The organism is Streptomyces sirii (assembly GCF_045690365.1).
GTDB lineage: Bacteria > Actinomycetota > Actinomycetes > Streptomycetales > Streptomycetaceae > Streptomyces > Streptomyces sirii.
Genome location: NZ_CP147982.1, coordinates 2,496,566 through 2,522,963 on the forward strand (window position 1 = coordinate 2,496,566; position 26,398 = coordinate 2,522,963).

The 26,398-nt window shown below is 73.7% G+C and carries 22 protein-coding genes and 1 pseudogene; 7 read left to right on the top strand and 16 right to left on the bottom strand.

The window, feature by feature from the left end; genetic code table 11:
- Window positions 1-83: 83 nt before the first annotated feature.
- The 5 genes from WAB15_RS11335 to WAB15_RS11355 all read right to left on the bottom strand — a co-directional run bounded on the left by WAB15_RS11335 (window position 84) and on the right by WAB15_RS11355 (window position 7,963).
- On the bottom strand, window positions 84-833 hold the full coding sequence (locus tag WAB15_RS11335) for an SIMPL domain-containing protein (protein ID WP_407286136.1): 750 nt from the start codon (window positions 831-833) through the stop codon (window positions 84-86).
- Window positions 834-1,023: 190 nt separating this feature from the next.
- Entirely contained in the window at window positions 1,024-2,454 is a 1,431-nt protein-coding gene (locus WAB15_RS11340) for a lysine N(6)-hydroxylase/L-ornithine N(5)-oxygenase family protein (protein WP_407286137.1), read from the bottom strand.
- A complete protein-coding gene (locus WAB15_RS11345; protein WP_407286138.1) occupies window positions 2,451-3,854 on the bottom strand; it encodes a pyridoxal phosphate-dependent decarboxylase family protein in 1,404 nt (467 codons plus the stop codon). Before WAB15_RS11345 ends, WAB15_RS11340 begins: the two co-directional genes overlap by 4 nt.
- Window positions 3,855-4,060: 206 nt before the next feature.
- On the bottom strand, window positions 4,061-6,601 hold the full coding sequence (gene pepN, locus WAB15_RS11350) for an aminopeptidase N (RefSeq protein WP_407286139.1): 2,541 nt from the start codon (window positions 6,599-6,601) through the stop codon (window positions 4,061-4,063).
- 486 nt (window positions 6,602-7,087) lie between these two features.
- Window positions 7,088-7,963 carry a helix-turn-helix domain-containing protein gene (locus WAB15_RS11355; protein ID WP_399147634.1) on the bottom strand — a complete coding sequence of 292 codons (876 nt, stop codon included), beginning with the start codon at window positions 7,961-7,963 and terminating at the stop codon, window positions 7,088-7,090.
- 174 nt (window positions 7,964-8,137) lie between these two features.
- On the opposite strand from WAB15_RS11355, the gene WAB15_RS11360 reads away from it, so the two are divergent.
- The gene (locus WAB15_RS11360; RefSeq protein WP_407286140.1) at window positions 8,138-9,946 is read left to right on the top strand and encodes a glycoside hydrolase family 35 protein; all 1,809 of its coding nucleotides are present in this window, start codon (window positions 8,138-8,140) and stop codon (window positions 9,944-9,946) included.
- 45 nt (window positions 9,947-9,991) lie between these two features.
- Here WAB15_RS11360 and WAB15_RS11365 read toward each other — a convergent pair whose 3' ends face one another.
- The 5 genes and pseudogenes from WAB15_RS11365 to WAB15_RS11385 all read right to left on the bottom strand — a co-directional run bounded on the left by WAB15_RS11365 (window position 9,992) and on the right by WAB15_RS11385 (window position 15,155).
- On the bottom strand, window positions 9,992-13,120 hold the full coding sequence (locus WAB15_RS11365; protein WP_407286141.1) for an endo-alpha-N-acetylgalactosaminidase family protein: 3,129 nt from the start codon (window positions 13,118-13,120) through the stop codon (window positions 9,992-9,994).
- A gap of 118 nt (window positions 13,121-13,238) precedes the next feature.
- The gene (locus WAB15_RS11370; protein WP_407286142.1) at window positions 13,239-13,574 is read right to left on the bottom strand and encodes a sensor histidine kinase; all 336 of its coding nucleotides are present in this window, start codon (window positions 13,572-13,574) and stop codon (window positions 13,239-13,241) included.
- Window positions 13,575-13,730: 156 nt separating this feature from the next.
- Window positions 13,731-13,823 (bottom strand): annotated as a pseudogene (locus tag WAB15_RS11375) (DNA-binding response regulator); the annotation flags it as partial.
- Between the two features lie 116 nt (window positions 13,824-13,939).
- Complete coding sequence (locus WAB15_RS11380; RefSeq protein WP_407286143.1) at window positions 13,940-14,125, bottom strand: hypothetical protein; 186 nt, start codon at window positions 14,123-14,125, stop codon at window positions 13,940-13,942.
- A gap of 223 nt (window positions 14,126-14,348) precedes the next feature.
- A complete protein-coding gene (locus WAB15_RS11385; protein ID WP_399147629.1) occupies window positions 14,349-15,155 on the bottom strand; it encodes a S1 family peptidase in 807 nt (268 codons plus the stop codon).
- 271 nt (window positions 15,156-15,426) lie between these two features.
- Here WAB15_RS11385 and WAB15_RS11390 point away from each other — a divergent pair, with 271 nt between their 5' ends.
- Window positions 15,427-16,317 (top strand): hypothetical protein, encoded by an 891-nt coding sequence (locus WAB15_RS11390; protein WP_407289204.1) that lies wholly within the window; start codon window positions 15,427-15,429, stop codon window positions 16,315-16,317.
- 88 nt (window positions 16,318-16,405) lie between these two features.
- Here the strand turns inward: WAB15_RS11390 and WAB15_RS11395 are convergent, their stop codons facing one another.
- Window positions 16,406-17,659: an alpha/beta hydrolase family protein gene (locus tag WAB15_RS11395; protein WP_399147627.1), complete on the bottom strand. Its 1,254-nt coding sequence runs from the start codon at window positions 17,657-17,659 to the stop codon at window positions 16,406-16,408.
- An 85-nt stretch (window positions 17,660-17,744) separates the two neighbouring features.
- On the opposite strand from WAB15_RS11395, the gene WAB15_RS11400 reads away from it, so the two are divergent.
- Window positions 17,745-18,716, top strand: coding sequence for an ArsR/SmtB family transcription factor (locus WAB15_RS11400; RefSeq protein WP_399147626.1), 972 nt, complete (start codon window positions 17,745-17,747; stop codon window positions 18,714-18,716).
- A 127-nt stretch (window positions 18,717-18,843) separates the two neighbouring features.
- Here WAB15_RS11400 and WAB15_RS11405 read toward each other — a convergent pair whose 3' ends face one another.
- Both WAB15_RS11405 and WAB15_RS11410 read right to left on the bottom strand, forming a co-directional pair.
- The gene (locus WAB15_RS11405) at window positions 18,844-19,992 is read right to left on the bottom strand and encodes an alkaline phosphatase PhoX (protein ID WP_399147625.1); all 1,149 of its coding nucleotides are present in this window, start codon (window positions 19,990-19,992) and stop codon (window positions 18,844-18,846) included.
- A 275-nt stretch (window positions 19,993-20,267) separates the two neighbouring features.
- Window positions 20,268-20,969 carry an alpha/beta fold hydrolase gene (locus WAB15_RS11410; RefSeq protein ID WP_407286144.1) on the bottom strand — a complete coding sequence of 234 codons (702 nt, stop codon included), beginning with the start codon at window positions 20,967-20,969 and terminating at the stop codon, window positions 20,268-20,270.
- A 167-nt stretch (window positions 20,970-21,136) separates the two neighbouring features.
- On the opposite strand from WAB15_RS11410, the gene WAB15_RS11415 reads away from it, so the two are divergent.
- A complete protein-coding gene (locus WAB15_RS11415; RefSeq protein WP_407286145.1) occupies window positions 21,137-22,183 on the top strand; it encodes a LacI family DNA-binding transcriptional regulator in 1,047 nt (348 codons plus the stop codon).
- A 30-nt stretch (window positions 22,184-22,213) separates the two neighbouring features.
- Here the strand turns inward: WAB15_RS11415 and WAB15_RS11420 are convergent, their stop codons facing one another.
- On the bottom strand, window positions 22,214-22,963 hold the full coding sequence (locus WAB15_RS11420) for an MBL fold metallo-hydrolase (protein WP_407286146.1): 750 nt from the start codon (window positions 22,961-22,963) through the stop codon (window positions 22,214-22,216).
- 142 nt (window positions 22,964-23,105) lie between these two features.
- Between WAB15_RS11420 and WAB15_RS11425 the strand changes: the two genes are divergently transcribed.
- The gene (locus WAB15_RS11425) at window positions 23,106-23,603 is read left to right on the top strand and encodes a hypothetical protein (protein WP_407286147.1); all 498 of its coding nucleotides are present in this window, start codon (window positions 23,106-23,108) and stop codon (window positions 23,601-23,603) included.
- Between the two features lie 83 nt (window positions 23,604-23,686).
- Window positions 23,687-24,160 (top strand): PPOX class F420-dependent oxidoreductase, encoded by a 474-nt coding sequence (locus WAB15_RS11430; RefSeq protein WP_399147620.1) that lies wholly within the window; start codon window positions 23,687-23,689, stop codon window positions 24,158-24,160.
- Between the two features lie 6 nt (window positions 24,161-24,166).
- Here the strand turns inward: WAB15_RS11430 and WAB15_RS11435 are convergent, their stop codons facing one another.
- Window positions 24,167-24,895: an SDR family NAD(P)-dependent oxidoreductase gene (locus tag WAB15_RS11435; RefSeq protein WP_407286148.1), complete on the bottom strand. Its 729-nt coding sequence runs from the start codon at window positions 24,893-24,895 to the stop codon at window positions 24,167-24,169.
- Window positions 24,896-24,999: 104 nt separating this feature from the next.
- Here WAB15_RS11435 and WAB15_RS11440 point away from each other — a divergent pair, with 104 nt between their 5' ends.
- The gene (locus WAB15_RS11440; protein WP_407286149.1) at window positions 25,000-25,581 is read left to right on the top strand and encodes a MarR family winged helix-turn-helix transcriptional regulator; all 582 of its coding nucleotides are present in this window, start codon (window positions 25,000-25,002) and stop codon (window positions 25,579-25,581) included.
- A 27-nt stretch (window positions 25,582-25,608) separates the two neighbouring features.
- On the opposite strand, the gene WAB15_RS11445 is transcribed toward WAB15_RS11440, so the two are convergent.
- Window positions 25,609-26,370, bottom strand: a complete 762-nt coding sequence (locus tag WAB15_RS11445) for an ArsR/SmtB family transcription factor (RefSeq protein WP_407286150.1) — start codon at window positions 26,368-26,370, stop codon at window positions 25,609-25,611.
- Window positions 26,371-26,398 lie beyond the last annotated feature (28 nt).

A 26,398-nucleotide genomic window follows, 5' to 3' on the forward strand; every position in this document is an offset into this window, starting at 1 on the left:
GCTGTTGACAAGTAATGGAATGCGCGCGATGGCGCTCCGATGAGCGGATTTCCGCCCTCGCGCGGTGGCGTCTCGCAGTGTGGTCATAGGGCGGGGCGGGTCATCGTAAAGCGCGCGTTGACATTGGCGTAGACGGTCTGGCGCTGGGGTTCGAGATCGAGGGCGGGGGCGGATTCCTGGACGGGGGCGCCGCCGTAGCCGGCGAAGGAGCGCATGGCGGGGGCGGCGACGGGGGCGGTGTTCTCGGCGCCGAGGTCGGCGAGTTCGACGATGGCGTCGAGGTGGGCGCCGAGGGCCTCGGCGTATTCGCGGGCGCGCTGGACGGCTTCGCGTACGGCTTGGGTGCGGGCGTCGCGGTGGGCGGGTGAGTCGTGCCGCAGGGCCCACCAGGGGCCGTCGACGCGGGTGAGGTCGAGGTCGGCGAGGCGGGTGGTGAGTTCGCCGAGGGTGGTGAAGTCGTTGAGGGTGGCGGTGTGGGTGACGCGTCCGTGGTAGGCGCGGATGCGTTCGTGGCGACCCTTTTCGGTGAGTTGGGGGGTGAGGCTGAAGGCGCCGGTTTCCAGTTTTTCGATGGCGTCGCCGTAGCTCTTGATGAGGGTGAGGGCTTGTTCGTTGCGGCGGGTGAGGTCGGTGAGGGCGGTGGCGCGGTCCGTGCCGCGGGCACTGACGGTGACGGTGATGCGGGCGATCTCGGGGTCGACTTCGAGGCGGGCTTCGCCGCGTACGGCGAGGCGGGGGGTGTCGGGGGTGCCGTAGGGCAGGGCGGTGGGGGTGGCGGGGGTGGTGTCGATGGGGGTGTCTTCGATGGGGGCGTCGTGGCTCGGGTCGGTCATCGGGGCTCCTTGGGGTACGGGTGGGCGAAGGGTTGCATATCGCGGAGGGGTGGGGTGGGAGTTTGGGCCGGTGGGGGTACGGCGGCCGGGTGGGCACGGGTGCCATGGGACACGCCAGCCCAGTCAGGAGCATGACAATCGCTGCCTCTGAGGGGCGGCGGCGGTGCCGGGGAGGCATCGCCGCCGTGGGTCAGTGGCGTGGGACGAGGGTGGATCCCTGGCGTGGGACGGCACCGGCGCGGCCAGCGGTGGGCTGGGGAAGGCCGAAGGTGGTGAAGGCGGTGCGGGTGGGGAGGGGGTAGGGGGTGGTCTGGGTGAGGGAGTTGAGGATGGTGGCGCTGCGCCAGGCGGCGAGGCCGAGGTCGGGGGCACCGACGCCGTGTGTGTGGGTTTCGGCGTTCTGGACGTAGAGGGAGCCGGTGACGCCGGGGTCGAGGACCAGGCGGTGATCGGCGTCGATGCGGGGGCGTTCGGCGGCGTCGCGGCGTACGTAGGGGTCGAGGGCGGCGAGAAGGGTGTCCATGCGGCGTTCGCGGTAGCCGGTGGCGAGGACGACGGCGTCGGTGGTGAGGCGGGAGCGGGTGCCTTGCTGGGTGTGGTCGAGGTGGAGTTCGACCTTGGTGGTGCCGACGCGGCCGGCGGTGCGTACGGAGACGCCGGGGGTGAGGGTGGCGTCGGGCCATCCACCGTCGAGGGTGCGGCGGTAGAGCTCGTCGTGGATGGCGGCGAGGGTGTCGTGGTCGATGCCCTTGTGGAGCTGCCATTGGCGGGGGACGAGGTCGTCGCGGACGCGTTCGGGGAGGGCGTGGAAGTAGCGGGTGTAGTCGGGGGTGAAGTGTTCGAGGCCGAGTTTGCTGTATTCCATGGGGGCGAAGGCCGGGGTGCGGGCGAGCCAGTGGATGCCTTCGCGGCCGGTGGGGCGGGCGCGGAGCTGGTCGAGGAAGATCTCGGCGCCTGACTGGCCGGCGCCGATGACGGTGATGTGGTCGGCGGCGAGCAGCTGCTCGCGGTGGTCGAGGTAGTCGGCGGAGTGGATGACGGGGACGGCGGGGGCGTCGGCGAGGGGGCGGAGCGGGACGGGGATGTGGGGGGTGGTGCCGATGCCGAGGACGAGGTTGCGGGCGTAGGTGCGGCCGAGGGCCTCGGCTTCGCCTTCGGTGCCGAGTTGGGTGAAGTCGATCTCGAAGGCCTCGTGTTCGGGGTTCCAGCGCACGGCGTCGATCTGGTGGCCGAAGTGGAGGCTGGGGAGGTTTTCGCTGACCCAGCGGCAGTAGGCGTCGTATTCGGCGCGGTGGATGTGGAAGCGCTCGGCGAAGTAGAAGGGGAAGAGGCGTTCGCGGGTCTTGAGGTAGTTGAGGAAGCTCCAGGGGCTGGCGGGGTCGGCGAGGGTGACGAGGTCGGCGAGGAAGGGGACTTGGAGGGTGGCGCCGTCGATGAGGAGGCCGGGGTGCCAGCGGAAGGCGGGACGCTGGTCGTAGAAGGCGGTGCGCAGTTGGGTGAGGGGGTGGGCGAGGGCGGCGAGCGAGAGGTTGAAGGGGCCGATGCCGATGCCGGCGAGGTCGAGGGGTTCGTCGGGGCTCGCGGTGTGGGTGGTGATGGGGCTTTCGGGAGCGGTGCTCATCGGGGGATGTGGCCTTCCACGAGTTTGAGGAGGGTGGTGAGGTCTCCGGTTTGGGTGTGGGGGTTGAGGAGGGTGGCCTTGAGCCAGAGGCCGGTGGGGGTGGTGGCGCGGCCCAGGACGGCTTGTCCGTCGGTGAGGAGCGTGCGGCGGATGGTGGCGAGGGTGGTGTCGTCGGCGTGGGTGGGGCGGAAGAGGACGGTGCTGAGGGTGGGGCGGGAGTGGAGTTCGTAGTGGGGGTGGGCCTCGATGAGGTCGGCGAGGTCCTGGGCGGCGGCGAGGGTGCGGTCGACGAGTGCGCCGAGGCCGTGGCGGCCGAGGGCTTTGAGGGTGACGGCGATCTTGAGGATGTCGGGCCGGCGGGTGGTGCGCAGTGAGCGGCTGAGGAGGTCGGGGAGGCCGGCTTCGGTGTCGTCGTCGGCGTTGAGGTAGTCGGCCTGGTGGGTGAGGGGCGCGAGGGTGGCGGGGTCGGGGACGGCCAGCAGGCCGGCCGCGACGGGTTGCCAGCCGAGTTTGTGCAGGTCGAGGGCGACGGTGTGGGCGCGGGTGAGGCCTTCGAGAGCGGTGTGGTGGGTGTCGCTGAAGAGGAGGGGTCCGCCGTAGGCGGCGTCGATGTGGAGGCGGGCGCCGTGGTGTTCGGCGAGGTCGGCGAGGGCGGGGAGGGGGTCGATGGCGCCGGAGTCGGTGGTGCCCGCGGTGGCGGTGAGGAGGACGGGGCCGGTGTGGCCGGCGAGGTTGGCCAGGCAGGTGTGGACGGTGTCGGGGGCGAGGGTGCCGTCGGGGGTGGGGAGGGTGAGGGGTTGCGGGAGGCCGAGGAGCCAGGCGGAGCGGTGGATGGAGTGGTGGGCGTTGGCGCCGCAGACGATCTGGAGGGGGGCGTTGCCGGCGGCGGTCTCCCGTGCGAGGAGGATGCCGAGTTGGTTGGATTCGGTGCCGCCGGTGGTGATCAGGGCGTCGGGGGCGGTGGCCCGGGGGTAGACGAGCCGGGCGAGGGCGCGGCTGGTGAGGGCTTCGAGGGCGGAGGCTGCGGGGGCCTGGTCCCAGGAGTCCATGGAGGGGTTGAGGGCGCCTGCGGCGAGGTCCGCCGCGGTGGCCAGGGCCAGTGGCGGGCAGTGCAGATGGGCGGCGCAGTGGGGGTCGGCGGGGTCGGCGGCGCCGGCGGCGAGGGTGTGGACGAGGGTGCGCAGGGCGGCGTGCGGTCCGGTGCCGTGTTCGGGGAGCAGGGGGTGGCAGGCGTCGTGTACGGCGCGGGCGACGGCGTCGGGGCCGCCGGCCGGGAGGGGGCCGGCGCGGTCCTCGGCGCCGGTCGTGAGGGCGTCGAGGACCGTGTCGAGGAGGGGGCGCAGTGCGCGGGGGCCGTTGGTGCCGCCTGCGAGGGCGGTGCCGGCAGGGGGCACGGACATGGATGCGCTCTTCCGTGAGGGGCGTTCGGGCTGCGCCGCGAAGGCCATCCGTTCGGATAGTCGTTAGGCGGCCCTAAGTTACTGCTCCGATACGCTCCGCATCCAGCACTTGCGGTCATACCACCCGAAAGTGGTACGGGTGTACCGCAGTGTTCGGGTGCCGCCGGCTGCCGGTCCGGCGGCACCCGCTGTGCGGGGGCCGCGCGCTATGCGCCGTCGCCCGCCGCGGCGGTCCGTACCGCCAACGCCCGCCGCAGGTCGTCGAGTTGGTCGATGAGCTTGCGACGGAGGGCGGGGGTGGGGTCGCCGTCGGCGAGGCAGGTCTCGCCCAGGCGGAGGGTGTCCTCCTCGACGACGACGGCGGGGAAGGCGTCGCGGCCGGCGGCCGCGGCGAGGGCGGGGCCGCGGGCGGCGGCGAGGGCGGGGACGTCGGTGAAGTAGCGGGCGACGTAGGGGCGGAGCAGGTCGTGGTGCTCGGGTGCCCAGAAGCCGGTGGCGGTGGCGGTGAAGAGGTAGTTGGACAGGGCGGTGCCCTCGTCGGTGGTGAACAGGGCGTCCCAGGCGGCTTGTTTGGCGGCCGGGTCGGGGAGGGCGGCGTGGCAGCGGGCGGCGCCTTCGCGGCCGGTGGCGCTGGGGTCGCGGGTGAGTTCGGCGTCGATGGCCTCGGGGGTGGTGGCGCCGAGGGTGGCGAGCCGGCCGAGGATGCGCCAGCGCAGTTCGGGGTCGAGGTGCGGGCCGCCGGGGACGCTGCCGTCGTCGAGCCAGTCCTGTATGCCTTCGGGCGTGGTGGCGCTGGAGATGAGGGCGCGGACGGCGACCAGCCGCAGTCCGGTGGCGGTGCCGTTCTCGGGGCCTTCGGTGCGGCGGAGTATGTCGCGGCTGAGGGCGGTGAGGGTGGCCAGGGCGGTGTGGCGCCGGTCGGCGGTCAGGTAGCGGTCGGCGATCTGGGTGCGGGCGAAGGCCAGGACGCCCTGGACGATGGCGAGGTCGGTCTCGTACGGGAGGTGGGCGCGGGCCGCGTCGAGGTAGGCGGTGGGCGGCAGTTCGCCGTCGCGGACCATGTCGCGGGCGGCGTTCCACACGACGGCGCGGGTCAGCGGGTCGGGGAGGCCGGACAGGGCGGCGAGGGCGGTGTCCCAGGAGCGGGGGTCGAGGCGGACCTTGGCGTAGCCGAGGTCCTGGTCGTTGAGCAGGACCAGGGCGGGGCGGCCGCCGGTGGCGGTGTGGTCGCCGTCGTGCGGCAGGTCCCAGGACAGCGGGGTGCGCGGGAGGAGGCGGCCGGGGGTGTGCGGGTCGTGGTCGTAGAGGCCGACGGTGAGGTGGTGGGGGCGGGTGCCGTCGGAGCTTCCGGTCTGGTGGACGGCCAGGCTCCAGGTGCCGTCGCGGTTCTCGCGGACTTCGGGGGTGAGGGTGTCGACGCCGGTCGTGCGCAGCCAGCGCGCGGCCCAGGCGTGGACGTCGCGGTCGGTGGCGCGGGCGAGGGAGTCGATGAAGTCGGCGAGGGTGGCGTTGCCGAAGCGGTGCCGGGCGAAGTGGTCGTTGATGCCGGTCAGGAAGTCCTTGTTGCCCATCCAGGCGACGAGCTGGCGCAGGGCGGAGGCGCCCTTGGCGTAGGAGATGCCGTCGAAGTTGAGCAGGGCGGAGGCGGTGTCGGGGACGTCCTCGGGGGTGGGGGCGACGGGGTGGGTGGAGGGGCGCTGGTCGGCGTCGTAGCCCCAGCCCTTGCGGGCGACGGCGAAGTCGGTCCAGGTGTCGGTGAAGCGGGTCGCTTCGGCCAGGACCTGGTAGCCCATGTACTCGGCGAAGGACTCGTTGAGCCAGATGTCGTCCCACCACTGGAGGGTGACCAGGTCGCCGAACCACATGTGGGCCATCTCGTGGGAGATGACCATGCCACGGGTCTGGCGCTCGGTGTCGGTGACGGCCGAGCGGTAGACGAATTCGTCGCGGAAGGTGACCAGGCCCGGGTTCTCCATGGCGCCGGCGTTGAATTCGGGGACGAAGGCCTGGTCGTAGGAGTCGAAGGGGTAGGGCTCCTCGAAGATCTCGTGGTAGCGGTCGAAGCAGCGGCGGGTGAGGTCGAGGATCTCCTCGGCGTCGGCGTCCAGGTGCGGCGCGAGGGAGCGGCGGCAGTGGATGCCGAAGGGCAGCCCGGCGTGTTCGGTGCGTACGGAGTGCCAGGGGCCGGCGGCGACGGCGACGAGGTAGGTGGAGATCAGGGGGGTGGGGGCGGCCTGCCAGCGGCCCTGGCCGAGGTGTTCGGTGATGCCGTTGGCGAGGACGCTCCAGCCTTCGGGGGCGGTGACGGTCAGCTCGAAGACGGCTTTGAGGTCGGGCTGGTCGAAGGCGGCGAAGACGCGTTGGACGTCGTCCATGAACAGCTGGGTGTAGACGTAGCTCTCGCCGTCGGCGGGGTCGGTGAAGCGGTGCATGCCCTCGCCGGTGCGGGAGTAGCGCATGGTGGCGTCGAGGCGCAGTTCGTGGTCGCCGGGGGCGAGGCCGGTGAGCGGGAGGCGGTTGGATTCGAGGGCCTTGGGGTCGAGGGGTTGGCCGTCGAGGGTGGCGGAGTGCAGCTCGGCGGGCTTGAGCTCGACGAAGGTGTCGCCGGCCGCCTTGGCGGTGAAGTGGATGACCGTACTGGAGCCGAACTGTTCCTCACCGTGGGTGAGGTCGAGTTCGACGGCGTAGCGGTGGACGTCGATGAGTCGGGCTCGGGTCTGCGCCTCGTCGCGCTGCAGTGCGGTCATGGGGACATGCTGCCGTACGGCCGGTGGGCGGTGCACGGGGGTTTGACGGGCTCTGGGCGGGGCCGGGTCCGCGTGTCCCGCCGTCGGGGCTCGCGCCGTGCGGGGTTCGTCGGTGTCGCGGGGGCCGGAGGGGACGTACGGGGGTCCGTCCTCGGCGCGGGCGTCTCTGGTACGTGGATCGGGCACCCCGGCGTTCGCTCCGGTCCTGCGGGCGGACCCCCGTACGTCCCCTCCGGCCTACGTGTGTCCCGTCTGCGGCCCGGCGGCACCACCGGCAAGCGCTGACCGTCATCGGTACGGTCGGTCAGCCGCCCACATGGACGGTCGGAGGGGATGCCCCGTGCCCCGCCCGCAGGACCGGAGCGGACGCCGGGGTACCCGATCCTCGTACCAGATGCGCCCGCGCCGAGGACGGGGTACGGGGTGTCCCCTCCGGCCCCCGCACAACGAAGCGAGCGCGCACCAGGCCCGACAGCCGACCCGGGCTCAGCGCACCAGCGGCGGATCATCGGGGTCGGGGATCTGTGTGGACCAGCCGCCGGGGACGGAGCGGACCTGGCGGTCGCGGAAGCGGACCGGGGCGGTGCCGACCCGGCGGGTGAACAGCCGGCTGAAGTAGGCGGGGTCGTCGTAGCCGACCCGGCGGGCCACCGCGGCGACGGGCAGGTCGGTGCCGATGAGGAGTTCCTTGGCCCGGCCGAGCCGGATGCCGAGGAGGTAGTCCTTGGGGCTGCAGCCGGCGCCGCGCCGCACGGCGGCGCGCAGTTCGGCGGGGGTCATGCCGTGCCGGGCGGCGTGCTCGGCGACCGTGAGCGGCAGGAAGGCGTCCCGGGCCAAGGCGCCCAGGACGGGATCGCCGTCGGCGTCGGTGTCGGCGCGGGCGCGGCGCAGGGCGACCAGGAGTTCGTGGACGGCGGCGGCGGTCTCCACCTCCAGCAGGGGGTTGCCGCGTCGCGCCGCGCGGGCGATGCGGCCGACGGCGGTCCGTGCCGGGCCGGTGTCGGCGAGCGGTACGAGGGGCCGGTCCGGTTCGATGTAGCCGAGTTCGGTGTAGGTCGCGGCGGCCGGTCCGGTGAAGTCGACGAAGCTTTCGTCCCAGCCGGTCTCGGCGTCGGCTCCGTAGTGGTGCGGGACGCCGGGGATGAGCCACAACAGGGCGGGGGCGGTGACCGGCCGGCGGCGGCCGTCGGGGGCGGTGTACCAGCCGCGGCCGGCGCTGATGACGAGGGCGACGTGGTGGTCGAGGGTGCGCGGGCCGACCGTGGGCAGGGTGCCGTGCTGCAGGCCGACTCCCAGGCACACCAGGCCGAGCCGGTGGTGGAGCGGGCTCGGCGTGAAGTACCGCATCCAGGTGTGGTACACGCCCGGACCTCCCGTCGCTTGGTACCTCTGCCGTGATGGCGGCCTCCGCCACCGTGCCGCCGTGCCGCTCCGTCGAACCGTCCAATCAGGGCCGATCTTTGTCCATGGACCGCCGCGCCGCCAGAGGGTGAGGCTGACCGATGACGCGGCAGGACGACACAGGGGCGGGGTGACGTGGCGCAATTCGCGGTGGGTGAGCGGGACTTCACGCTGGACGGGCGGCCGGTGCGGCTGCTGTCGGGGGCGTTGCACTACTTCCGGGTGCACGAGGGGCAGTGGGGCCATCGGCTGGCGATGCTGCGGGCGATGGGCCTGAACTGCGTCGAGACGTATGTGCCGTGGAATCTTCATGAGCCGCGGCCCGGTGAGTTCGCCGACCCCGAGGCGCTGGGCCGGTTCCTGGACGCGGCGCGGGCGGCGGGGCTGTGGGCGATCGTCCGCCCGGGGCCGTATATCTGCGCGGAGTGGGAGAACGGCGGGCTGCCGCACTGGCTGACCGGGCCGCTGGGCCGGCGGGTGCGCACCCGGGACGCGGAGTTCCTGCGGGCCGTGGACGCCTGGTTCGCGCGGCTGCTGCCGCAGGTCGTGGCGCGGCAGTGCACGGCGGCGGGGCCCGGCGGCGCGGGCGGCGGTCCGGTGGTCATGGTGCAGGTGGAGAACGAGTACGGCTCGTACGGCAGCGACGCCCGCTATCTGGCGCACCTCGTGGGGCGGCTGCGCGAGCTGGGGGTGGGGGTGCCGCTGTTCACCTCGGACGGGCCCGAGGAGCACATGCTCAGCGGTGGGTCGGTGCCCGGTGTGCTCGCCACCGTCAACTTCGGTTCGGGGGCGCGGGAGGCGTTCGCGGCGCTGCGGCGCCGTCAGCCGGGCGGGCCGCTGATGTGCATGGAGTTCTGGTGCGGGTGGTTCGCGCACTGGGGGCGGGCGGAGGCGCCGCGCGCGCCCAAGGACGCGGCGGAGGCGCTGCGCGAGGTTCTGGAGTGCGGGGCCTCGGTCAATGTCTACATGGCGCACGGCGGCACCAGCTTCGGCGGGTGGGCGGGGGCCAACCGCGCGGGTGAGCTGCACGACGGGGAGCTGCGGGCGACCGTGACGTCGTACGACTACGGGGCGCCGGTCGATGAGCGCGGGCGTCCGACGGAGAAGTTCTGGCGCTTTCGGGAGGTGCTCGCCCCATGGGCCGACGGGCCGCTGCCGGCGGTACCCGAGCCGCCGCCGGGGCTGGCGGGTCCGGCGGCGGCGGTGGTGGAGGAGTGGGCGCCGGCCGGGGAGGTGATGGCGACGCTGGGCGGCGACGAGGTCGAGGGGGGCGTCCCGGCGACGTTCGAGGAGTTGGACGTGGACCGGGGGCTGGTCCGCTACCGGGTGGCGGTGCCGGGGCCGCGGGGCCGGTATCCGCTGCGGGTGAGCGGGCTGCGGGACCGGGCGGTGGTGTATGTCGACGGGGAGCGCCGGGCGGTGATGGACTCCGAGGACGCCGTGATCGGGGAGGTGGCGGGGCCGGCGTCGGTGGAGTTGTGGGTGGCGTCCCTGGGGCGGGTCAATTACGGGCCGCGGCTGGCCGAGTCCAAGGGGATCGTGGGCGGGGTGCTGCACGAGCGGCAGTATCTGCACGGCGTACGGTCGCGGGGGCTGCGGCTGGACGCGCTGGAGGAGGCCGGGGCGCTGGCGAGGGTCCCGTTCCGGGAGGTGGCGGGGGCCGGCGGGGATCCGGGGCTGTACCGGGGGACGGTGACGGTGGCCGGGCGGCCGGGGGACGCCGATCTGGTGCTGCCGGGCTGGAGCCACGGGGTCGCCTGGATCAACGGGTTCTGCCTGGGCCGCTACCGGTCGGTGGGGCCGCAGCGCGCCCTGTTCGTGCCGGGCCCGGTGCTGCGCGAAGGCCGCAACGAGCTGCTGCTGTGGGAGTGGGAGGGCGCCCCGGCCCTGGTGGGGGAAGGGGCGGGGGCGCCCGGTCTGGGGCCCTGCGCGGCGCAGGGCTGAAGGGGGCCGTGGGGGCGCACCGACCCGCCCCCACGGCCGGCTGCGCTACACCTCGCGCACCTCGAACGCGTCGAGGACGAACTCCGCCGTCCCGTCGTCGCCGGTCTTGCGCAGTCCGACCCAGGCCTCGCCGTGGTCGGGTGCGGTGAACTCGTAGGTGTGGGTGGTGGGTCGGGTGGCGACGGGCAGGGGGCTGCGGGTCAGCTCGCGGAGTGCGGGCTCGTCGACGCCCGTGATCCAGGCGTACTGGCCGGCCGTGGCGTTCGCGTAGCGGAAGGTGACGCGGTAGCGGCGGCCGGCGGTGAAGCGGACGGTGTGCGGGACGGTCCGGTAGACCAGGCCGGTGTTCTCGCCGCGCGACTTGAGCGACTGGCCGCCGTCGATGACGTCGTCGACCGCCTTGCCGTTCCAGCCGCGCTGGGTGAACGGGGCGTGCCGCTGGGCGATATGGGTGCGGGGGTCGGTGCTGCCGCCCGCGTCGCCCTTGACGAAGACGCCCCAGCCCTGGGGGACGTGCTCGAAGTCCTCGTGTACCAGGGTGCCCTTCTTGGCGGTGGGTTCGGCGGGGACGACGCGGACGTTGTCGAACCGGACCCGGGCGCGGCCCGCCGCGGCGGTGAGGGCGAGGGTGACCGGGCCGCCGCCCTCGGGGACGGTGAAGCGGGTGAAGAGGCGCTGGAAGCGGGTGCCGGACTTGCGGTCGGCCGCCACGTAGTTGCCGGCGGTGGAGGTGTCGGTCCAGTTGGCGGCGGTGACGCCGTCGGCGGTGCGGATCTCCAGGGCGGCCCGCCGCCGCTCCCCCGGCTTCGCGCCGACCTCGATCTGCACGGAGGCGGCGTAGGTGCCGGGGACGAGGCGGGTGAGCTTCTGGGTGACGGCGGCGGCGCCGCCCGCGTCGACGACCAGCTCGTAGTCGCCCAGGTCGCTACGTCGTACGGAGGCCGGGCCGGTGGTCTGCCAGGCGTCGAGGGTCCCGGAGTGGAAGCCGGGGTCGGTCAGTGCGGTGCCCTCGCCCCAGTCGGGGCCGCCCTGGGCGGGGGCCCGGTCGCGGTAGAGGACGTAGGCGACGCCGGGCTGCGCGGTGAGGGTGATCCGGCCGCCGGTGACGGGGATCGGGGTCTCCTGGGTGCGGCCCTGGTCGGTGAGCCGGTAGGCGTGCACGGCGCTGGCCGACGACCAGCCGCGCGGCAGGGTCCAACTGGTGGTGCCGCCGTGGGGGTTGTAGTGGTAGAGCTTGCCGGGGTCGGTGGCGCGGCGGGGCTCCCAGGGCAGCAGGTAGGTGCCGCCGTCGTAGACCAGGCGGCCGTCGGTGGTGATCTTGCGGGTGCCGCTCCGCCGCGCTCCGCCTCCGCTCTTCGAAGAGTCCACGGAAGCGGAGCCGGCGTCGCTGACCGAGGTCCGGGTGGGGCCCTCGAAGGTGATCTCGTGTGCGCCCCAGGTCTTGATGGGGTAGGCCTGGAGGTACTTGGCGGGCAGCGCCTCGGTCCAGATGACGGTGTGGAAGGCGTGCCAGTCGGTCTTGCCGACCCAGCCTTCGAAGTTGCCCATCCGGCCGTTGCCCAGCAGCGTGGGCCACTTGTCGGCGAAGACGTCCTTGTGGTGGTTGCGCAGGAAGCGGATCAGCTGGGAGTTGATGCCGCGGGAGGTGTCGGGGCCGTAGTCGGTCTCGGTGGCCCAGTGCGACCACAGGGCGGAGCGTTCCAGGCCGTGGCCCCATTCGGTGGTGAGGTGCCAGCCCTGGTCGCGCAGATGGCGCTGGAGGCGGTCGGAGTTCCAGCCGGATTCGCGGAAGACGTCGATGTAGAGGGTGTTGAGGGCGGGGTCGGTCTCCTTGCGCAGCTGCGCGAAGCGCCGGGCGATGTCGCCGGAGACCAGGTCGCGGCGGGCGTCGATGCGGTAGGACTGGTCGAGCCAGTCCCACTGCTTGTCGTCCTTGTCGACCAGCGTCTCGGAGAAGGCGTGCGCGACGGGGTAGGACTCGGTGGCGTTGACGTGCACCGCGAAGTCGCTGTTCCACTTCTTGCCGGCGCGGACCAGGGCGTTGAGGTCGGCGAGGCCGCCGGCCCGCTCGTTGTAGTTGCCGCCGTAGTCGGGGTGCGCGGAGTCGTGGCCTTCGGACTGGTAGCCCTTGAGGAGGGTGAACTGCCGCAGTCCGTCGGTGGCCAGCGCGATCCGCTTGACGTTGTCGAGGGTGGCGAGGAACGGGTTGGTGGCCTGGCTGGCGAAGTTGAACGGGATGTGCGCGACCACCCGCAGATGCTGTTCGTCGGCTCCCAGCGGCATGACCATGATGTCGCGCAGCGCGATGGCGGCGTCCTGCCAGTCGGTGCGGCCGTCGCCGTTGCGGTCGCGGGTGACGATGACGGTGGCCTGCGGCAGCGGGTCGGTGGCCGCCACCGGCGCTCCGGCCGCCCGGTGGGTCCACTGGCCGGGGACCAGTTGCGCCTTGACGAAGCCGTCGCCCTTGAGAGTCTGCCGCGACAGCCGGCCGTTCTCCCAGGTGGTGGCGCCCTCAGGGGTGTCGTGGACGCTGTTGGTCTCGATGCCGGCGGCCAGTTGGTCGGTGGCGACGACGGCGTAGGCGCAGCCGGTGGGTGCGGCCTCGGCGGGGGTGGTGTCGGAGACCTTGATCAGGGTGTCGCCGCTCTTGGCCTTGTCCAGTTCGATGCGGGCGGCCAGCAGGGCGGCTCCGGGCTGGTCGCTGCGGACGCTGAGCAGGGCGAGGCCGGGGATCTCCAGGGTGCCGACGCGGAGCGCGGGGGTGTCGGTGACGTCGGTGACGCGCCAGGTGGTCCGCCACCCCTGGACGGCGATCTCGACGGTGATCCGGGTGCCGCCGTCGAAGGCGAGGGTGTAGGTGGCACGGTCGGCGCGGGCCCGGTGGGTGACGCGGGGGGTGCGGGCGGTGCCGTCGACGAGGACCTGGGTGAGCGCGGTCTCCTGGCCGTGCAGCACGGCGCCGGTGCCGCGGTCGGTGTAGGAGACGATGCGCGGGAAGGCGGTGTCGACCCGGACCTCCAGCGCGTCGGAGCGCAGCGCGCGCTCGTCCGCGCGCGGTGCGGCCGCGGCGGGGGACGCGCCGAGCGGCAGGGCGCCGGCGACCGAGGCGAGCGCGGTGGCGGCGACGAGCTTTCTGCGGCTGGGCCCGCGCGGGGCACCTGTCTGTGGGTTCACGCGCGCTGTCCTCCCCTTCGGGCGTGCACTGGCTGTCGGCGGACAGCGTGCTGCCGGGGCGGGGGGTGCGCCTATGGACAAAGGAGGGGCAGGTGTTGGACAGATGTCGCCGCCGGGGTCAGGCGGGCCGGTCGCCGTCCAGGGGCAGTACGGCGATCAGCTCCCAGCCGCCCTCCGCGGCGGGGCCGGCGGCGAGCCGGCCGCCCATCGCCTCGGCCCGTTCGGTGAGTCCGGCCAGTCCGAAGCCGCCGCGGGCCTGTTCGCCCAGCCGCGCCGGGGCGCCGCCGTCGTTGGCGACGCGCGGTTCCACGCCGCCGGCGACGGACCGCAGCCCGATCCGTACCGCCGTGGCGTCCGCGGCGTGCTTGCGGATGTTGGTCAGCGCCTCGCGCACGATGCGGTAGACCGCCGCGGCCACGTCGGCGGGCAGCGTGTCGGCGGCGCCGGGGTCCACGCAGAGCACGACCGGCGGGCCGGTGCGGGCGAAGGCGTCGGTCAGCGCGCGGACCTCGGCGAGCCCGGCGCGCGGCGGTGCGGCCGGGGGCGCGGTGGGCCACGGCGGTCAGCAGCACCAGCAGCGCGATCCCCTCCCCCCTGGCGGGCCAGCGTCGAGGACCTCGATGTCGTCCCGGCTCTCCAGGATCATCCGGAAGCCGGTGCGGACCATCTCCTGGTCGTCCGCGATGACCACGCTGATCGGCATCGCTCGCCTCCGCCTTCCCTCCTGGGAGCCCTCGGGGCCGCCGCGGCCGTGCGGGTCAGTCCATCTGACCGGCGGTGATGGCGGCCCGCGGCCGGGGCGGGGCCTCGGCAGGCGGCCTAGCCCAGGACGGTGTGGGCGGGGGCGTCGGCGGTCGACTCCGTCTCGACGGGGTCGTCGTGGTGGCCGCCCAGCAGGACGTAGGCCAGGGCCGCGGCGCAGGCGGCGAGGAGCAGGGCGGCGGCGACCGTCACGCGGTGGTCGCGGTCGCGCGCCGGGGGCCGGGTGCGGGGCTCGGTGGACATGCCGTTCACGCTAGGGAGGGACCCGCGGGTCCGGCCATGGGTCGTAGGGCCGTCGCTGACGCCACAGGGCCCGGTCGCGGGGGTGAGTTTGGTCCCGGGCGCGGACGGACCAAAGCCCCGCGGGCGGGGGACCAAAGTCCCGGGCCGGGGTCCGGGAGCGCGGACACCGCGACGGCCCGGGGAGCCGCTGCTCCCCGGGCCGTGGTGCGCGTGGGTGGTGCGGTCAGCCGCCGAGCTCGCCCGCGGCCTTCTTGATGTCCGCGGCGAAGGTGCTCACCTCGCTGTAGACACCGGGCTTACCGGGCCGTGCGCAGCCCTCGCCCCAGGAGACGATGCCAACCTGGAGCCACTCGCCGGCGTCGTCCTTGCGGAACATCGGGCCGCCGGAGTCGCCCTGGCAGGTGTCGACGCCGCCGGTGTCCAGCTTGCCGGCGCAGATCTCGTCACCGGGCGTGAGCTGGTCGCCGTAGGCCTTCTGGCAGGTGGCGTCGTCCACGAACGGCACGGTCGCCTTGAGGAGGTAGCGCTGCTGGTCGCCGCCTTCCTTGTCGGCGCCCCAGCCGGCGATCTCGAAGTCGCCGGTGTTGAGCTTGTCGTTCTCGGCGATCTTCAGGGTCGGCTGGTCGATCGGCTTGGCGAGCTTGATCAGCGCCCAGTCCTTGCCCTTGCCGTTGTAGCCGGGGGCCTGGAGGACCTTGGTGGAGTTGACCTTGACGGCGCTGGAGTCCTCCAGGTCGACCACACCCGCGGTGGCGGTGATGGAGGTGTTGTCACCGCTGCCGTCGACGCAGTGCGCCGCGGTGAGCACGATGTCCTTGGCGTAGAGGGCGCCGCCGCAGCCCATCGACAGCCGGACCATGAAGGGGTATTCACCCTGTTCGGCCTTGGTGCCGCCGACGACCTTGGTGTGGGAGCCGGACGGGTCGGGGGCGGGGGCCGCGGAGGCCGAGCCGGGCTGGAGGCTGAAGGCGGCCAGGGCGATCGCGCCGACGGCGGTGGTTCTCTTCAGGAGCTTCCGGTAGCTGCGCAACGGGCTTCCTTTCGTGGGGGGTTGCACGTCGCTGACGAGCCCATGCCAACACCGGAGCCGGACGTACCCGCCGAAAAAGTGCGTGGAGGACGGCGGCACGCCGTAAGGCGTCCGGACCCAGTGGGGGATGAGTCCGTGAAGCGCCCTTGGATTATGTGGAGTGGGCGATCAGGGTGACAAGGGTGCGCATCCAGCCAACTCCCTTACTACCCACGCCCCGTACGGCCCATACCGGACGAACCGGGGCAGTCGTAGAGTGGGCCGGGTGACCATGGGTGGCAGCGGTATCGAGCACGGATTCCCTCATCTCGACACGGTGCGCGCGGCCGTCCACGCCGTGTTCAAACGCCTGTCGTACGACACGGTGAGCACCTTCGCCACCAGCGTGCTCCCGGTCGATGTGGCCTTCGACGACACCGAGGACCTGTATCTGGGGGCGCAGCGCGTCGCCCGTGCCATGGTGCGGCAGCTGCGGCTGCCGGACGCACGGGCGGTGGTCGGCTTCCGCGAGATGGAACACGCCGCGAACGTCGAACTCACCGCGGGACCCGAGTACTTCATCGAACTCAACGAACGCTTCAAGAAGCACCGCAGGGACATCGGCGCCGCGCTGGCCCATGAGGTGATGCATGTCTATCTGCACCGCCTGGACCTGTCGTTCCCCGGCACCCGCGACAACGAGATCCTCACCGACACCGCGGCGGCGTACCTCGGCACGGGCTGGCTGCTGCTGGACGCCTACCGCGAGCACGGCCCGTTCTCCCAGAAGCTGGGCTATCTGACGCCGGAGGAGTTCGGCTATGTCCTCGCCAAGCGGGCGGAGTTCTTCGGTGAGGACCCGGCCCCGTGGTTCACCAGCCCGCAGGCGTACGACGCGTATGCGGCGGGCGCGGCGCGGGCCCGCCAGGACGCGCGCCGGCCGCCGCTCGCCGGAGCCGGGTGGGCCGCCCGGCTCCGCTACGCCAAGGACCGCCGGGCGGCGCAGGATCCGCGGCGCACCGGCCGGCCGCCCGGCCCGGACGGCGGCTACGCCTTCGAGGGGCCGCCGCCACGGGTGTCGTTCCGCTGCCCGGTGTGCGATCAGCGGATCCGGGTCCCGGTGCGCGGACGGCTCCAGGCACGCTGCGGGCTGTGCAAGTCCCTGCTGGACTGCGATACGTGAGCGGGCACCGGCCCGTCGCCGGGACCCGGACCGAGGCCCGTCGCCGGGACCCGGACCGGGGCCCGTCGCCGGGACCCGGACCGGCCGGTCAGCGTCCGGGCAGGTGCCGGGCGAAGAACGACCGGATGTGGTGCCGCACCAGGGGCACCGAGACGGCCGGCTCGATCGCGCCGACCAGCGTGACCCGGTCCTCGGGCGGCATCAGTCCGGCGGCCTGCAACTGGGGCGCCAGCGCGGCGTAGTCGGTGAACACCGCGTGCGCGGCGTGGTCGATCCGCCGCCGGCGGGTGTGTCCTCGCGGGTGGGCGAGCATCGCCGCCCAGGACCGCGCCAGCTCCGCGCGGCCGGGGAAGCCGTCGGTTTCCAGCAGGAGCAGCGGACGGTCCACCCCGTGGCGGGCGACCGGAAACAGCTCCCCCGCCCGGTCCGGGCCGGGCGCCGGGTGGTCGAGGTAGCCCTCCATGTCGACCGCCGCGCCGATCCGGCGGTCCTCGTACATCGCCTCGGCCACGGTGGTGCCGCCGGCCGAGTGGCCGTAGGCGCCCACCCGCCGCAGATCCAGCGCCCGGCCGAGGTCCGGCGGCAGCGGGCGGCCGGCCGCGTCGGGGTTGCCGCCGTCCGCCAGGACCTCCAACTGGTCCAGCACGAAGCGGAGGTCCGCGATCCGGGTGCCGATCGCGGTGCGGAAGGTCTCCGGGGACGTGCGGGGATCGCCCCGGAAGACGGTCGGGCGGACCCGCCCCCGCCCCGCCCTCGCGGTGGGGAAGGCGACCTCGCCGGCGTCGCCGGGGTGGTCGACGGCCACCACCACACAGCCGTGGCTCGCCAGTTCCTCGGCGACCCCGGTGCCCAGGGTGCGCGGATCACCGCCCCCCGGGCTGTAGAGCAGCACCGGGCGCCGTACGGCCTGCGCCGGGGCGCCGATGTGCGCGTGGGTCATGGTGGCCGCCCAGTCCACACCGGACTTCGGGAGGTGGTGGATCTCGGCGTCGATCCGCCCGAACAGCGCCGCGGCGGCCGCGGTCATCTGCGGGGCGACCGGGTGGCCGTGGACGGCGCGGGCCGGATACCAGACCGTGGCCATCACTTCCCGTACGGCGAGGGCGGGTTCCCACGGGTCGCGCCGGGCGGGGTCGACCAGATACAGCGTGGTGTGGCCGATGCGGTGCGGACCGGTCGGCGCGGGCAGTCGCAGGGTCCGGCCGCCGGCGGGCGCCGCCGCCCCGGGCCGTGCCGCCGCGCGGCCGCCACCGGTGAGCAGCAGCGCGGCGGCCAGCGCGGCCGAGGTGGTGACGGTCCGCCGGGTCACCGCGCCGGCGCCATGAGTGAATGAGGAGGACATGACCCGAATGCTGGCGTCCGGCCGCGGTACGGGCGAGCGTTGAGGGCCAGGCCGAAACGATGGCGCGGTGCCGCGGAGGAATGTAGTGATCCGGATCCACTTCACGGCCGCCGACTTCGCCCGGGTCCGGTTCGCCCCCAGGCCGGCCCCGCTGCAGGAGCTGAACGTGGCCCTGCTGCGGATGTCCCGACCGGACGACGCGGTGCTCTTCGGTCGCTGGCGGCAACGGCTGCTGCGGGCGCTGCCGGCCGCCGCCGAGCCCCTGGCGGACCTGGTCCCCGCCGGCGAAGCCCCCCGGTTCCTCGACGTGTTCAGCGACAGCCTGACGGAGGGGCTGGACGCGGTGCGGGCCGACCGCCCGGAGGTGGTCCGCGCCGAGATCGAGCGGGTCTACGCCCGGCACCCGGCCCCGGCTCCGCCGTGGATCCGCGCGCTGCACCGGGGCGACGCCGAGGCCTTCCGACTCCTGCGCCGCGCACGGCACGCGGCCTTCGAAGCGGCGGTGCGCCCCGTATGGCCCGTGGTGCAGGACCTGCACCGGGCGGAGTTCACCCGCCATGCGCTGACGGTGGCCGAGCACGGTATCGGCGCCGCACTCGACCGGCTCGTGCCCGGCGGCCGACTCCGCGGCGACGTCTGGGAGTTCGCGGGGCCCGGGGAGTCCGACCGCAGACTGCGCGGGCGCGGCCTGGTGCTCCAGCCCACCTTCCACTGGAGCGGTCCGCCCCTCATCGCCGACCTGCCCGGCCACCCCCTGTTCCTGACCTACCCGGCCGGTCCGGGCCTGCCGCTCACCCCGGCCGGGGCGAACGGTACGGCCGACGCGCTGGCCGAGGTGCTGGGACGCACCCGCCTGGACGTCCTGCTGCTGCTCGCGGCGGAGCACTCCACCACCGGGCTCGCCCGGCGGCTGGGCGTCAGCAACGCCACCGCCTCCGCCCACACCGCCGCGCTGCGCGGCGCGGGGCTGATCACCACGGACCGCGCGGGCCGGTCCGTACGGCACCGGCGCACCGCACTGGGGACGCTGCTGGTCCGGCAGCACGGCGCGGTATGAGACGAGGACCGCCGCCGTCCCGCCCCTCTCCCCCGCCTTCCGTGCCGCGCGCCGCGAAAGGGGACCGGTGGTGCCGAGAGCGCCGGTGCCCACCGGTCATGAGGCGGTCAGGAGAGCGGAGCGAGGTTCACAGCGAGGTGCGGAAGGGCCCGGTCACTTCGTAGGTGATGCCGCCGCTGCCCGAGCCGGAGGTGCCGCGCTGGGAGGAGAAGTACAGCCGGTCGCCCGCGGGGTTGAACGCCGGGCCGGTGACCTCGGAGGAGGACTGACCGGTGATCCGCAGGAACGGGGCGACGATGTCATCGGGGGTGATGACGCACATCTCCATGTTGCCGCCGTCCTCGGCGACGTACAGGTCGCCTACGGCGGCCGCGGTGACGTTGTCCACGCCGGTGAGCGGGGCGCCGGCGACGTTGTCGTCGTAGACGACGGCGATGGTGCCGGCGGCCGCGTCGTAGGCCCAGACCCGGTTGTCGCCCTTGGTGGTGAAGTAGCAGATGCCGGAGCGGTAGTGGCAGCCCTCGCCGCCGTTGAAGAGCTTGGCCCCCAAGACCTGGTCGCGGGTGGGGGTGGGGCTGCCGTCCGGGTCGGGCACGTTCGCCCAGGACAGCACCCCGGAGACCTCCTTGAGCACCTGCAGGGTGCCCGAGGACAGGTTGCCCCAGACGGTGGGCACGAACCGGTAGAAGCAGCCGTCCGGCTGGTCCTCGGTCAGGTAGATCACCTTCCGGACGGGGTCGGCGGCGGCCGCCTCGTGGTGGAACCGGCCCATCGCGGGCCGCTGGACCGCGGCGTTCACGCCCCACGGGTCGGTCTCGTAGACGAAGCCGTTGCTCACCTCCTCACAGGACAGCCAGGTGTCCCACGGGGTGGCGCCCCCGGCGCAGTTGCGGTGGGTGCCGGACAGGATGGTGTACGCACCGGTTATCGCCGCGCCGCTGTTGAACTTCACCGCGCCCGCACCGCCACCGCCGCTGCCGACCTCGGCGTTGGAGACATAGATCCAGCCCGACCCGTCGGCGAAGCACGCACCGCCGTCGGGGGCGCTGTGCCAGGTGTGGCCCGTGCCGGACACGGTCTGCGTGGAGCGGGCGATCACCCGGCTGCTGAACCCCGCCGGAAGCATGATGCCGTTGGCGTCGGCCGGCTGCAGGGCCCCGTACGGGCTGGTGCCGGGGAGTGCGGGAGAGGCCATGGCCTGGCGCCAGAGCGAACCGGAGAAGGCTGCCGTGCCGACGCCGACGGCGGCGGCACGAAGAAGACTACGGCGTTCCACATCTGCTCCTTCATCGGAGACGAAAGGTGTCGGTTGAGCGCCGCCGACTGGTCACAGGGGAAACTACGGCCACCGCGCCGGTCCGATAAGGACCTCCGAGACGAACTCCCGCGGGCCGACCCATGAGTAGGTTTCACGCAGAAACGATCATTCAGTCCACCAGGTGAACCAACGGAAAGGAAAGGGAACTCCCGTACCACGCAAGGCGAACAGCGGGCGTCGACCGCTACGGCCGAGGTCGGCCCGTCGAGCCGGGGGCCCTGAGGGGCGCGTCCCTACACCCACCCCTCCAGCCCCGCCAGGAAGCCGTCGAAGTCGTCGCGGTGGATGGTGTGGCCCGCGCCGGGCACCGTGCGGACCTCGAAGCCCCGGTCGGTCAGGTCGGCGGCGGCCGCCGCCCCGTCCGGGAAGAGGAAGCCCTCCCCCGCGATCTGGACCAGCGAGGGGACGACCGGCTTCTCGGGTGTCCGGTCCTGGAGCCGCTCGGCGGACAGCGCCAGGGCGGTCCCGGTGTCCCAGTCCGCGACCGTGGCGAGTTCGATGTCGACGTCGATGTCGTCCCAGCGCGGGTTGAAGCTCCGCACCATCGTGCGGTGGGCGGTCTTGAAGGTGACGAACACGGCCGGGTCGACGGGCTGTTCGACCCGGCCGAGCGACCACGCCGGTTCGCTGTAGACCGCGCGCCGCGGCCGCAGCCGCTCCACGGCCAGGGAGAGCGCCAGGCCGCCCAGGGAGTGCCCGATGGCGACTTCGGGGGCGGCCGGCAGGGTCTCGACCAGGTCGTCGGCGTACAGTTCGGTGCCGTACTCGCCGCGCGGGCTGCGGCCGTGGCCGCGCAGATCGACGGCGATGACGCGGTAGCCCCGCTCGGCGAGCGCCGGGCCGACCCGGCGCCAGGTGCGGTGGTCGGACATTATCCCGTGGACCAGCACCGCGATCCGCTCGCCGGCGCCCCATTCGTGGGTGTGCAGTTCCATGCCCGTGCCCTCTCCCGCAGGTCCGCTCCGCTCTACCGGCGCTCCCGGACCGGGACTTGCTCGGGGCCGGGACGCACCCGCCCGACGTTACACGTGTCAGTAGTCGTGAGGAATGTGCCGCGCCCCGACCCTCCGGGCAAAACCCCTGTGCGAGGATGCCCAGCAGCATGACTGACCCAGCCGGCCCACGGGCCACCCCAACGCCCCCGACCAGCGCGGCCGTTGCCCGGCGCGCCGGGGTCTCCCGCGCGACGGTCTCCTACGTCCTGAACGGGCAGGCCGCCGGGCGGGTCGGCGAGCACGCCCAGGCGAGGGTACGGGCGGCGGCCGAGGAGCTGGGGTACGTGCCGCACGCGGCGGCCCGGAGCCTGCGGGCCGGCCGGGGCAGCATCGTGCTGCTGGCCGCGCACGCCGACACGGTGCCGGTCTTCGGCCCCCTCTTCACCCGGTTCCTGGCCGGCTTCCAGACCGCGCTGCACGGCCTCGGCTACACCGTCGTACTGCACGGCGCGCCCGCCGCCTCCCCGGTGGCGGCCGCCCGCGCCTGGGCCGAACTGCGGCCGGCCGCCGTGCTGACCCTGCACGGCCCGCCGCTGGACGCGGCCGCCGTCGAGCTGCTGCACCGCTCCGGTACGGCCGCGGTCCTCACCCACGGGCCGTCGGCACCGCCCGGCGCCCACACCCTCCTGCTCGACCAGCGCGAGGCCGGCCTGCGGGCGGGTGAGCATCTGCTGGCCGGCGGCCGGCGCCGGATCGGGGTGGTGCGGCCCGCCGAGCCGGGCCTCGCCGCCTTCGCGGAGCCCCGGCTGGCCGGCGTACGGGCCGCGGCCGCCGCCCACCCCGGCGTCCGGGTGCGGCCGCTGGACCTCGCGCTCACCGAGGAGTCCGCGGCGCGGCTCGCCGCCGACTGGCCGCGATGGGACCTGGACGCGGTGTTCGCCTACAACGACGAGTACGCGATGCTGCTGATGCGCGCCCTCCAGGACGCCGGCCGCACGATCGGTGCCGGCTCCCCCGACCACATCGCGGTGGTCGGCGCGGACGATCTGCTGCTGGCCCGGCTGCTGCGTCCCCGGCTGACCAGCGTCCGCGCCGAGATCACCGCACCGGACCGGATCGCGGAACTGGTCGACACCCTCATCCGCGCCCCCGGCACCGCCCCCGCGACCCACCGGCTGGGCACCTTCCACGTCCAGGCCCGCGACTCGGGCTGAGCCGCCCGGGTCCCCGGCGGGGCACCCGGGTCACAGCCAGTCCTCCTCCGGGCGCGCCGCCGCGAGCACCTCCCGGGCGCCGGTGCGGATCGGCTCGCCGTGCGCCACGCACACCGTGTCGACGTCGTCGAGGGCGGCCAGCCGCCGGAAGGCCGCGATGGCCGCCTCACGTTCGACGTTGCCCGGACCGAGGACCGCATGCCCGCCGTCGGGGCCGGTGCCGATGACGTCGCCGGGGAACAGCAGCCGGCTCCCGGGCAGGTGCAGCGCGATCGCGCCCGGCGTGTGGCCGGGGACATGGAGGACCCGGACCGGCTCCGGCCAGCCGTCGAGGGTGTCGCCGTCGTGCAGTTCGACGTCGACCGCGGTGGGGCGCAGCGGCGGGACCCCGGCGGCGGCGAGGTCCGCCATGATCCCTTCGTACAGCGTGCGTTCGGTGGCGGTGAAGGCGGGCACGGGCTCCGGGGCGGTACCGCGGATGTACGGGGCGTCCAGCGCGCCGGCCAGTACGCGGGCGCCGGTGGCGGCGACGAGGTCGGCGGCGGAGCCCATGTGGTCCAGGTGGGAGTGGGTGAGCACGATCTGCCGCAGCCGCTCCGGCCGGCCGCCGATCCGGGCGAGCGCGTCGAGGATGGCGGGGGCCGACCCCGGAAGGCCGGTGTCGACCAGCGCGTATCCGTCGTCGGGGAGGGCGATGGCGTACACGTGCCCTACGGGGAAGGGGAGTTGCCAGACGGAGGTGGTGATCCGGGCGGGGGTGATCGGGGTGAATGCGTCCATGGTGTGGACGCTAAGGGGCGGTCGGGCCGCTGCGGGACGGCTTGCGCCGTGGGCGGATTGAGCGGACCGCGAACGCGTCCGGATCCGGCCGGAACCCGTCTTGCCTTCGGCACGTCAGACAGCTGAACCAAGGAGGCATGTCATGCGAGGATCCCACCTCTCCCGCACCCGTTCGCTCGCCATCGTGCTCGCGCTGGCGGCGTCCGGCGCCGTGGCCCTGTCCGGCTGCGGTCAGAAGCAGCAGACCGTGGGCAGCGCGCCCCCGCCGAAGAAGCAGGACGCCTTCGAGCGCCGGGCGGACCAGATAGCGCGGGACTGGCCGAAGGTCTCGCCGGTGGCGGGGCGGCAGGAGGCGCTGCTGCCGCTGGTCGGCGCGGACCGCCCCAAGGGCTCCGAGGGCAAGGACATACGGGAGATCACGGTGACCGTCGGGCACAGCGCCTGCGACGCCCGCTTCGGTGCGCGCAGCCAGGAGTCCAAGGGGCTGGTGGTGGTGACCGGCTGGGGCAAGAAGAAGAGCGCCAAGGGGATGTGCACCGAGATGCTGGCCACCGACAAGGTGAAGGTCAAGCTCAAGGGCCCGCTGGGCGACCGCAAGGTCGTGGACGCGGCCACCGGCAAGGAGCTGCTCAAGGGCTGATCGCCGCCGGCCGGGCGCGACGCGGCGGGGCCGTCGCCCGCGAGTTCGCCTTCGAGCGCGCTCCACGCCCTACGCTCGGCCGTATGAGCCCTTCCATCGCCAGCACCAACCGTGTCGAGCTGCCCGAGCTGCTGGAGTTCGTCCGCCCCCGTCACCGCGCGATCCTGCTCACCCGCCGCAGCGACGGCACCCCGCAGGGCTCGCCGTTGACCTGCGGGGTGGACGACTCCGGGCGGCTGGTGATGTCGACGTATCCGGAGCGGGCCAAGGTCCGCAACGCCCGGCGGGTGTCGTCGGTCAGCGTCATCGTGCTGTCCGACGAGTGGAACGGCCCGTGGGTGCAGATCGACGGCGAGGCCGAGGTGATCGACGCTCCGGATTCGATCGAGCCGCTCGTGGAGTACTACCGCAACATCGCCGGCGAGCACCCGGATTGGGACGAGTACCGGGCGGCGATGCGCAAGCAGGGCAAGTCGCTGATCCGGGTGGTTCCGCGCCGCTGGGGCCCGGTGGCGACCGGCGGCTTCCCGGCCCGCCTGGTGGAGGGCGACGCCTAGACTCTGTCAACGGGTGGTGCGGGTACCGCCGTTGACGTTGAGCACCTGGCCGGTGAGGTGCCGGGCGGCCGGTGAGGCCAGGAAGGCGACCGTCCCCGCAATGTCGTCCGGGGAGCCCGCGCGGCCCACGGCCGAGGCGGCCACCAGGCTCTCGCGGCGCTCGGCGGTGAGCCGGTCGCGGAAGAAGGCGGTGTCGGCGATATAGCCGGGTGCGACGACGTTCGCGGTGATGCCGCGGGGGCCGAGTGTCCGCGACAGCTCGACGTTCCAGGAGGCGAGGCCGGCCTTGGCCGCCCCGTAGGAGCCCGCCCCCTGGTCGGCGGCGATCGATCCGATGTGAACGACGGCGCCGCCGGGGGCCAGCCGGTCCTGCACCGCCTTGGTGGTCAGTGCGGCGCTGAGCAGGTTCGCGTCGAGGTTGGCGCGGAAGTCGCGGGCGTAGGCGGCGAGGTCGCCTGCGCCGTCGCCCGCGGTGTCGAAGTCGGTGTTGCCGCCGGCGTTGTTGACCAGGACGTCGATGTGGGCGGGGAGCCGGGCCAGCAGCGCGGTGAGCGACTCGGGGTCGGTGTGGTCGCAGACCAGCGGGCGGACGCCCGGGTGACCGCCGGCCGTCTCCTGGAGGGGGCCGGGGCGGCGGCCGGTGACGACGACCTCGTCGCCCTGGGCCGCGAAGTGGTGGGCGACGGCGCGCCCGATGCCGGTTCCGCCGCCGGTGACGAGGATGGTGCGTGACATACGCTGAGCTCCGTCCATCATGTTCAGCCCTCCATCCGGATCACGGACCAGGACTTCGTTTAGGTCTATATTTAGAGCTGAACATAACATCACCGGGAGGGCCAGTGGCAAGGGATTTCGAGGCGGAGGGCGGCCGCGACCGCCCCGCGGCGCAGGCCGCCCCGTACCCCGTCGAGGAGATCGCCGCCGCCTGGGAGCGCGAACGCCCCGGCACTCCGGTCTCCTCCATCGGGATCGTGACGCCCATCTGGCAGCTGGCCAAGCTCCTGGGCGACGACCGGCGGCGGGTGCTGGCCGCCGCCGGGGTGGACACGGCCACCCTCGACCTCCTCAGCGTGCTGCGCCGCGGCGGCGAGCCGTACACCCTGACGACCCGTGAGCTCGGCCGGCGCTCGATGGTCACCGCGGGGGCGATCTCCCAGCGGGTGGCGCGCGCCGAGCGCGAGGGGCTGGTGACCCGGCGGCCGGGCGAGGGCCGGACGCGTACGGTCCTGGTCGAACTCACCCCGGCCGGCCATGAGTTGGTCGAGGCCACCGTCGACCAAGTGCTGTGCCGCGAGGCCGAGTTGGTCGGCGGGCTGACGCCCGAGCAGCAGGAGCAGCTCGCCGGACTGCTGCGGATCCTGCTCCAGGACACCCAGCACAGGCTCGGCGACGACCGGATCCGCCACGTCGGCGAGGACTGAGCGCCTCTACGGGCGCCCCCGCGACGGTCAGGCGCGGGGGGACGTGAGCGGGAGGGACGGGAAGAGCGCCTCGTCGGGCAGGCCGAGCAGCTCCCGGAAGGCCGTACGACCCGCCTCGGTGACGCCGAGGATACGAGTGGTGGGCGACTTGACGATCCACGCGCGGTCCAGGGCGTGGCGGTAGAGGGCGGCGCCGACCGCGCCGGAGAGGTGCTGGCGGCGCACCGTCCAGTCGAAGCAGGTGCGCACATGGGCGCGGTGGGCGGCCGAGGGGCCGGTGTCGGGAATACCGACGGCGGTCAGCCACCGGGCGCCGGCGCCGGTCAGCACCAGGCCGTACTCCCGGGCGAGCAGACCGCGTTCGGTCATCGCCTCGGCGAGGGCGACGCCGAGGGCGCCGGCGATGTGGTCGTAGCACGTACGGGCATGGTGCAGGGCTCTGCGCTGGTTGGCCTCGGCCAGGGAGCGGATCGGGACATGGCGGTAGGGGGCCAGGCCGGCGAGGTTCTCCAGGATCTCGGCGGTGCCCGGCCCGGCCAGGCGCACATAGCGCCGCCGGCCCTGGCGCTCCTCGGCGAGGAGGCCGCCGGAGACCAGGAGGTTGAGGTGCTCGGTGGTCGTGGAGGGCGCCACACCGGCGTATTCGGCGAGTTCACCGGCGGTCCAGGTGCCGCCGTCGAGCAGGGCCATACAGATGGCGGCGCGGGTGCGGTCCGCGAGCAGCGCCGCGAGAGCGGCGAGGTCGGGCGTCTCCGCGAGGCTTTCCTGATCGGCGTCCCATCGGTTCATGTACACAGAGTAACCTCTGATAACATTT

Excerpts from the sequence above, each read along its gene's own strand:
- pepN (WP_407286139.1), bottom strand. The coding sequence starts at position 6,601 with ATGACCGCACTGCAGCGCGACGAGGCGCAGACCCGAGCCCGACTCATC.
- WAB15_RS11380 (WP_407286143.1), bottom strand. The coding sequence starts at position 14,125 with ATGTCCACCGAGCCCCGCACCCGGCCCCCGGCGCGCGACCGCGACCAC.
- WAB15_RS11390 (WP_407289204.1), top strand. The coding sequence starts at position 15,427 with ATGGGTGGCAGCGGTATCGAGCACGGATTCCCTCATCTCGACACGGTG.
- WAB15_RS11345 (WP_407286138.1), bottom strand. The coding sequence starts at position 3,854 with ATGTCCGTGCCCCCTGCCGGCACCGCCCTCGCAGGCGGCACCAACGGC.
- WAB15_RS11435 (WP_407286148.1), bottom strand. The coding sequence starts at position 24,895 with ATGTCACGCACCATCCTCGTCACCGGCGGCGGAACCGGCATCGGGCGC.
- WAB15_RS11410 (WP_407286144.1), bottom strand. The coding sequence starts at position 20,969 with ATGGAACTGCACACCCACGAATGGGGCGCCGGCGAGCGGATCGCGGTG.
- WAB15_RS11430 (WP_399147620.1), top strand. The coding sequence starts at position 23,687 with ATGAGCCCTTCCATCGCCAGCACCAACCGTGTCGAGCTGCCCGAGCTG.
- WAB15_RS11420 (WP_407286146.1), bottom strand. The coding sequence starts at position 22,963 with ATGGACGCATTCACCCCGATCACCCCCGCCCGGATCACCACCTCCGTC.
- WAB15_RS11395 (WP_399147627.1), bottom strand. The coding sequence starts at position 17,659 with ATGTCCTCCTCATTCACTCATGGCGCCGGCGCGGTGACCCGGCGGACC.
- WAB15_RS11445 (WP_407286150.1), bottom strand. The coding sequence starts at position 26,370 with ATGAACCGATGGGACGCCGATCAGGAAAGCCTCGCGGAGACGCCCGAC.
- WAB15_RS11425 (WP_407286147.1), top strand. The coding sequence starts at position 23,106 with ATGCGAGGATCCCACCTCTCCCGCACCCGTTCGCTCGCCATCGTGCTC.
- WAB15_RS11415 (WP_407286145.1), top strand. The coding sequence starts at position 21,137 with ATGACTGACCCAGCCGGCCCACGGGCCACCCCAACGCCCCCGACCAGC.
- WAB15_RS11335 (WP_407286136.1), bottom strand. The coding sequence starts at position 833 with ATGACCGACCCGAGCCACGACGCCCCCATCGAAGACACCCCCATCGAC.
- WAB15_RS11340 (WP_407286137.1), bottom strand. The coding sequence starts at position 2,454 with ATGAGCACCGCTCCCGAAAGCCCCATCACCACCCACACCGCGAGCCCC.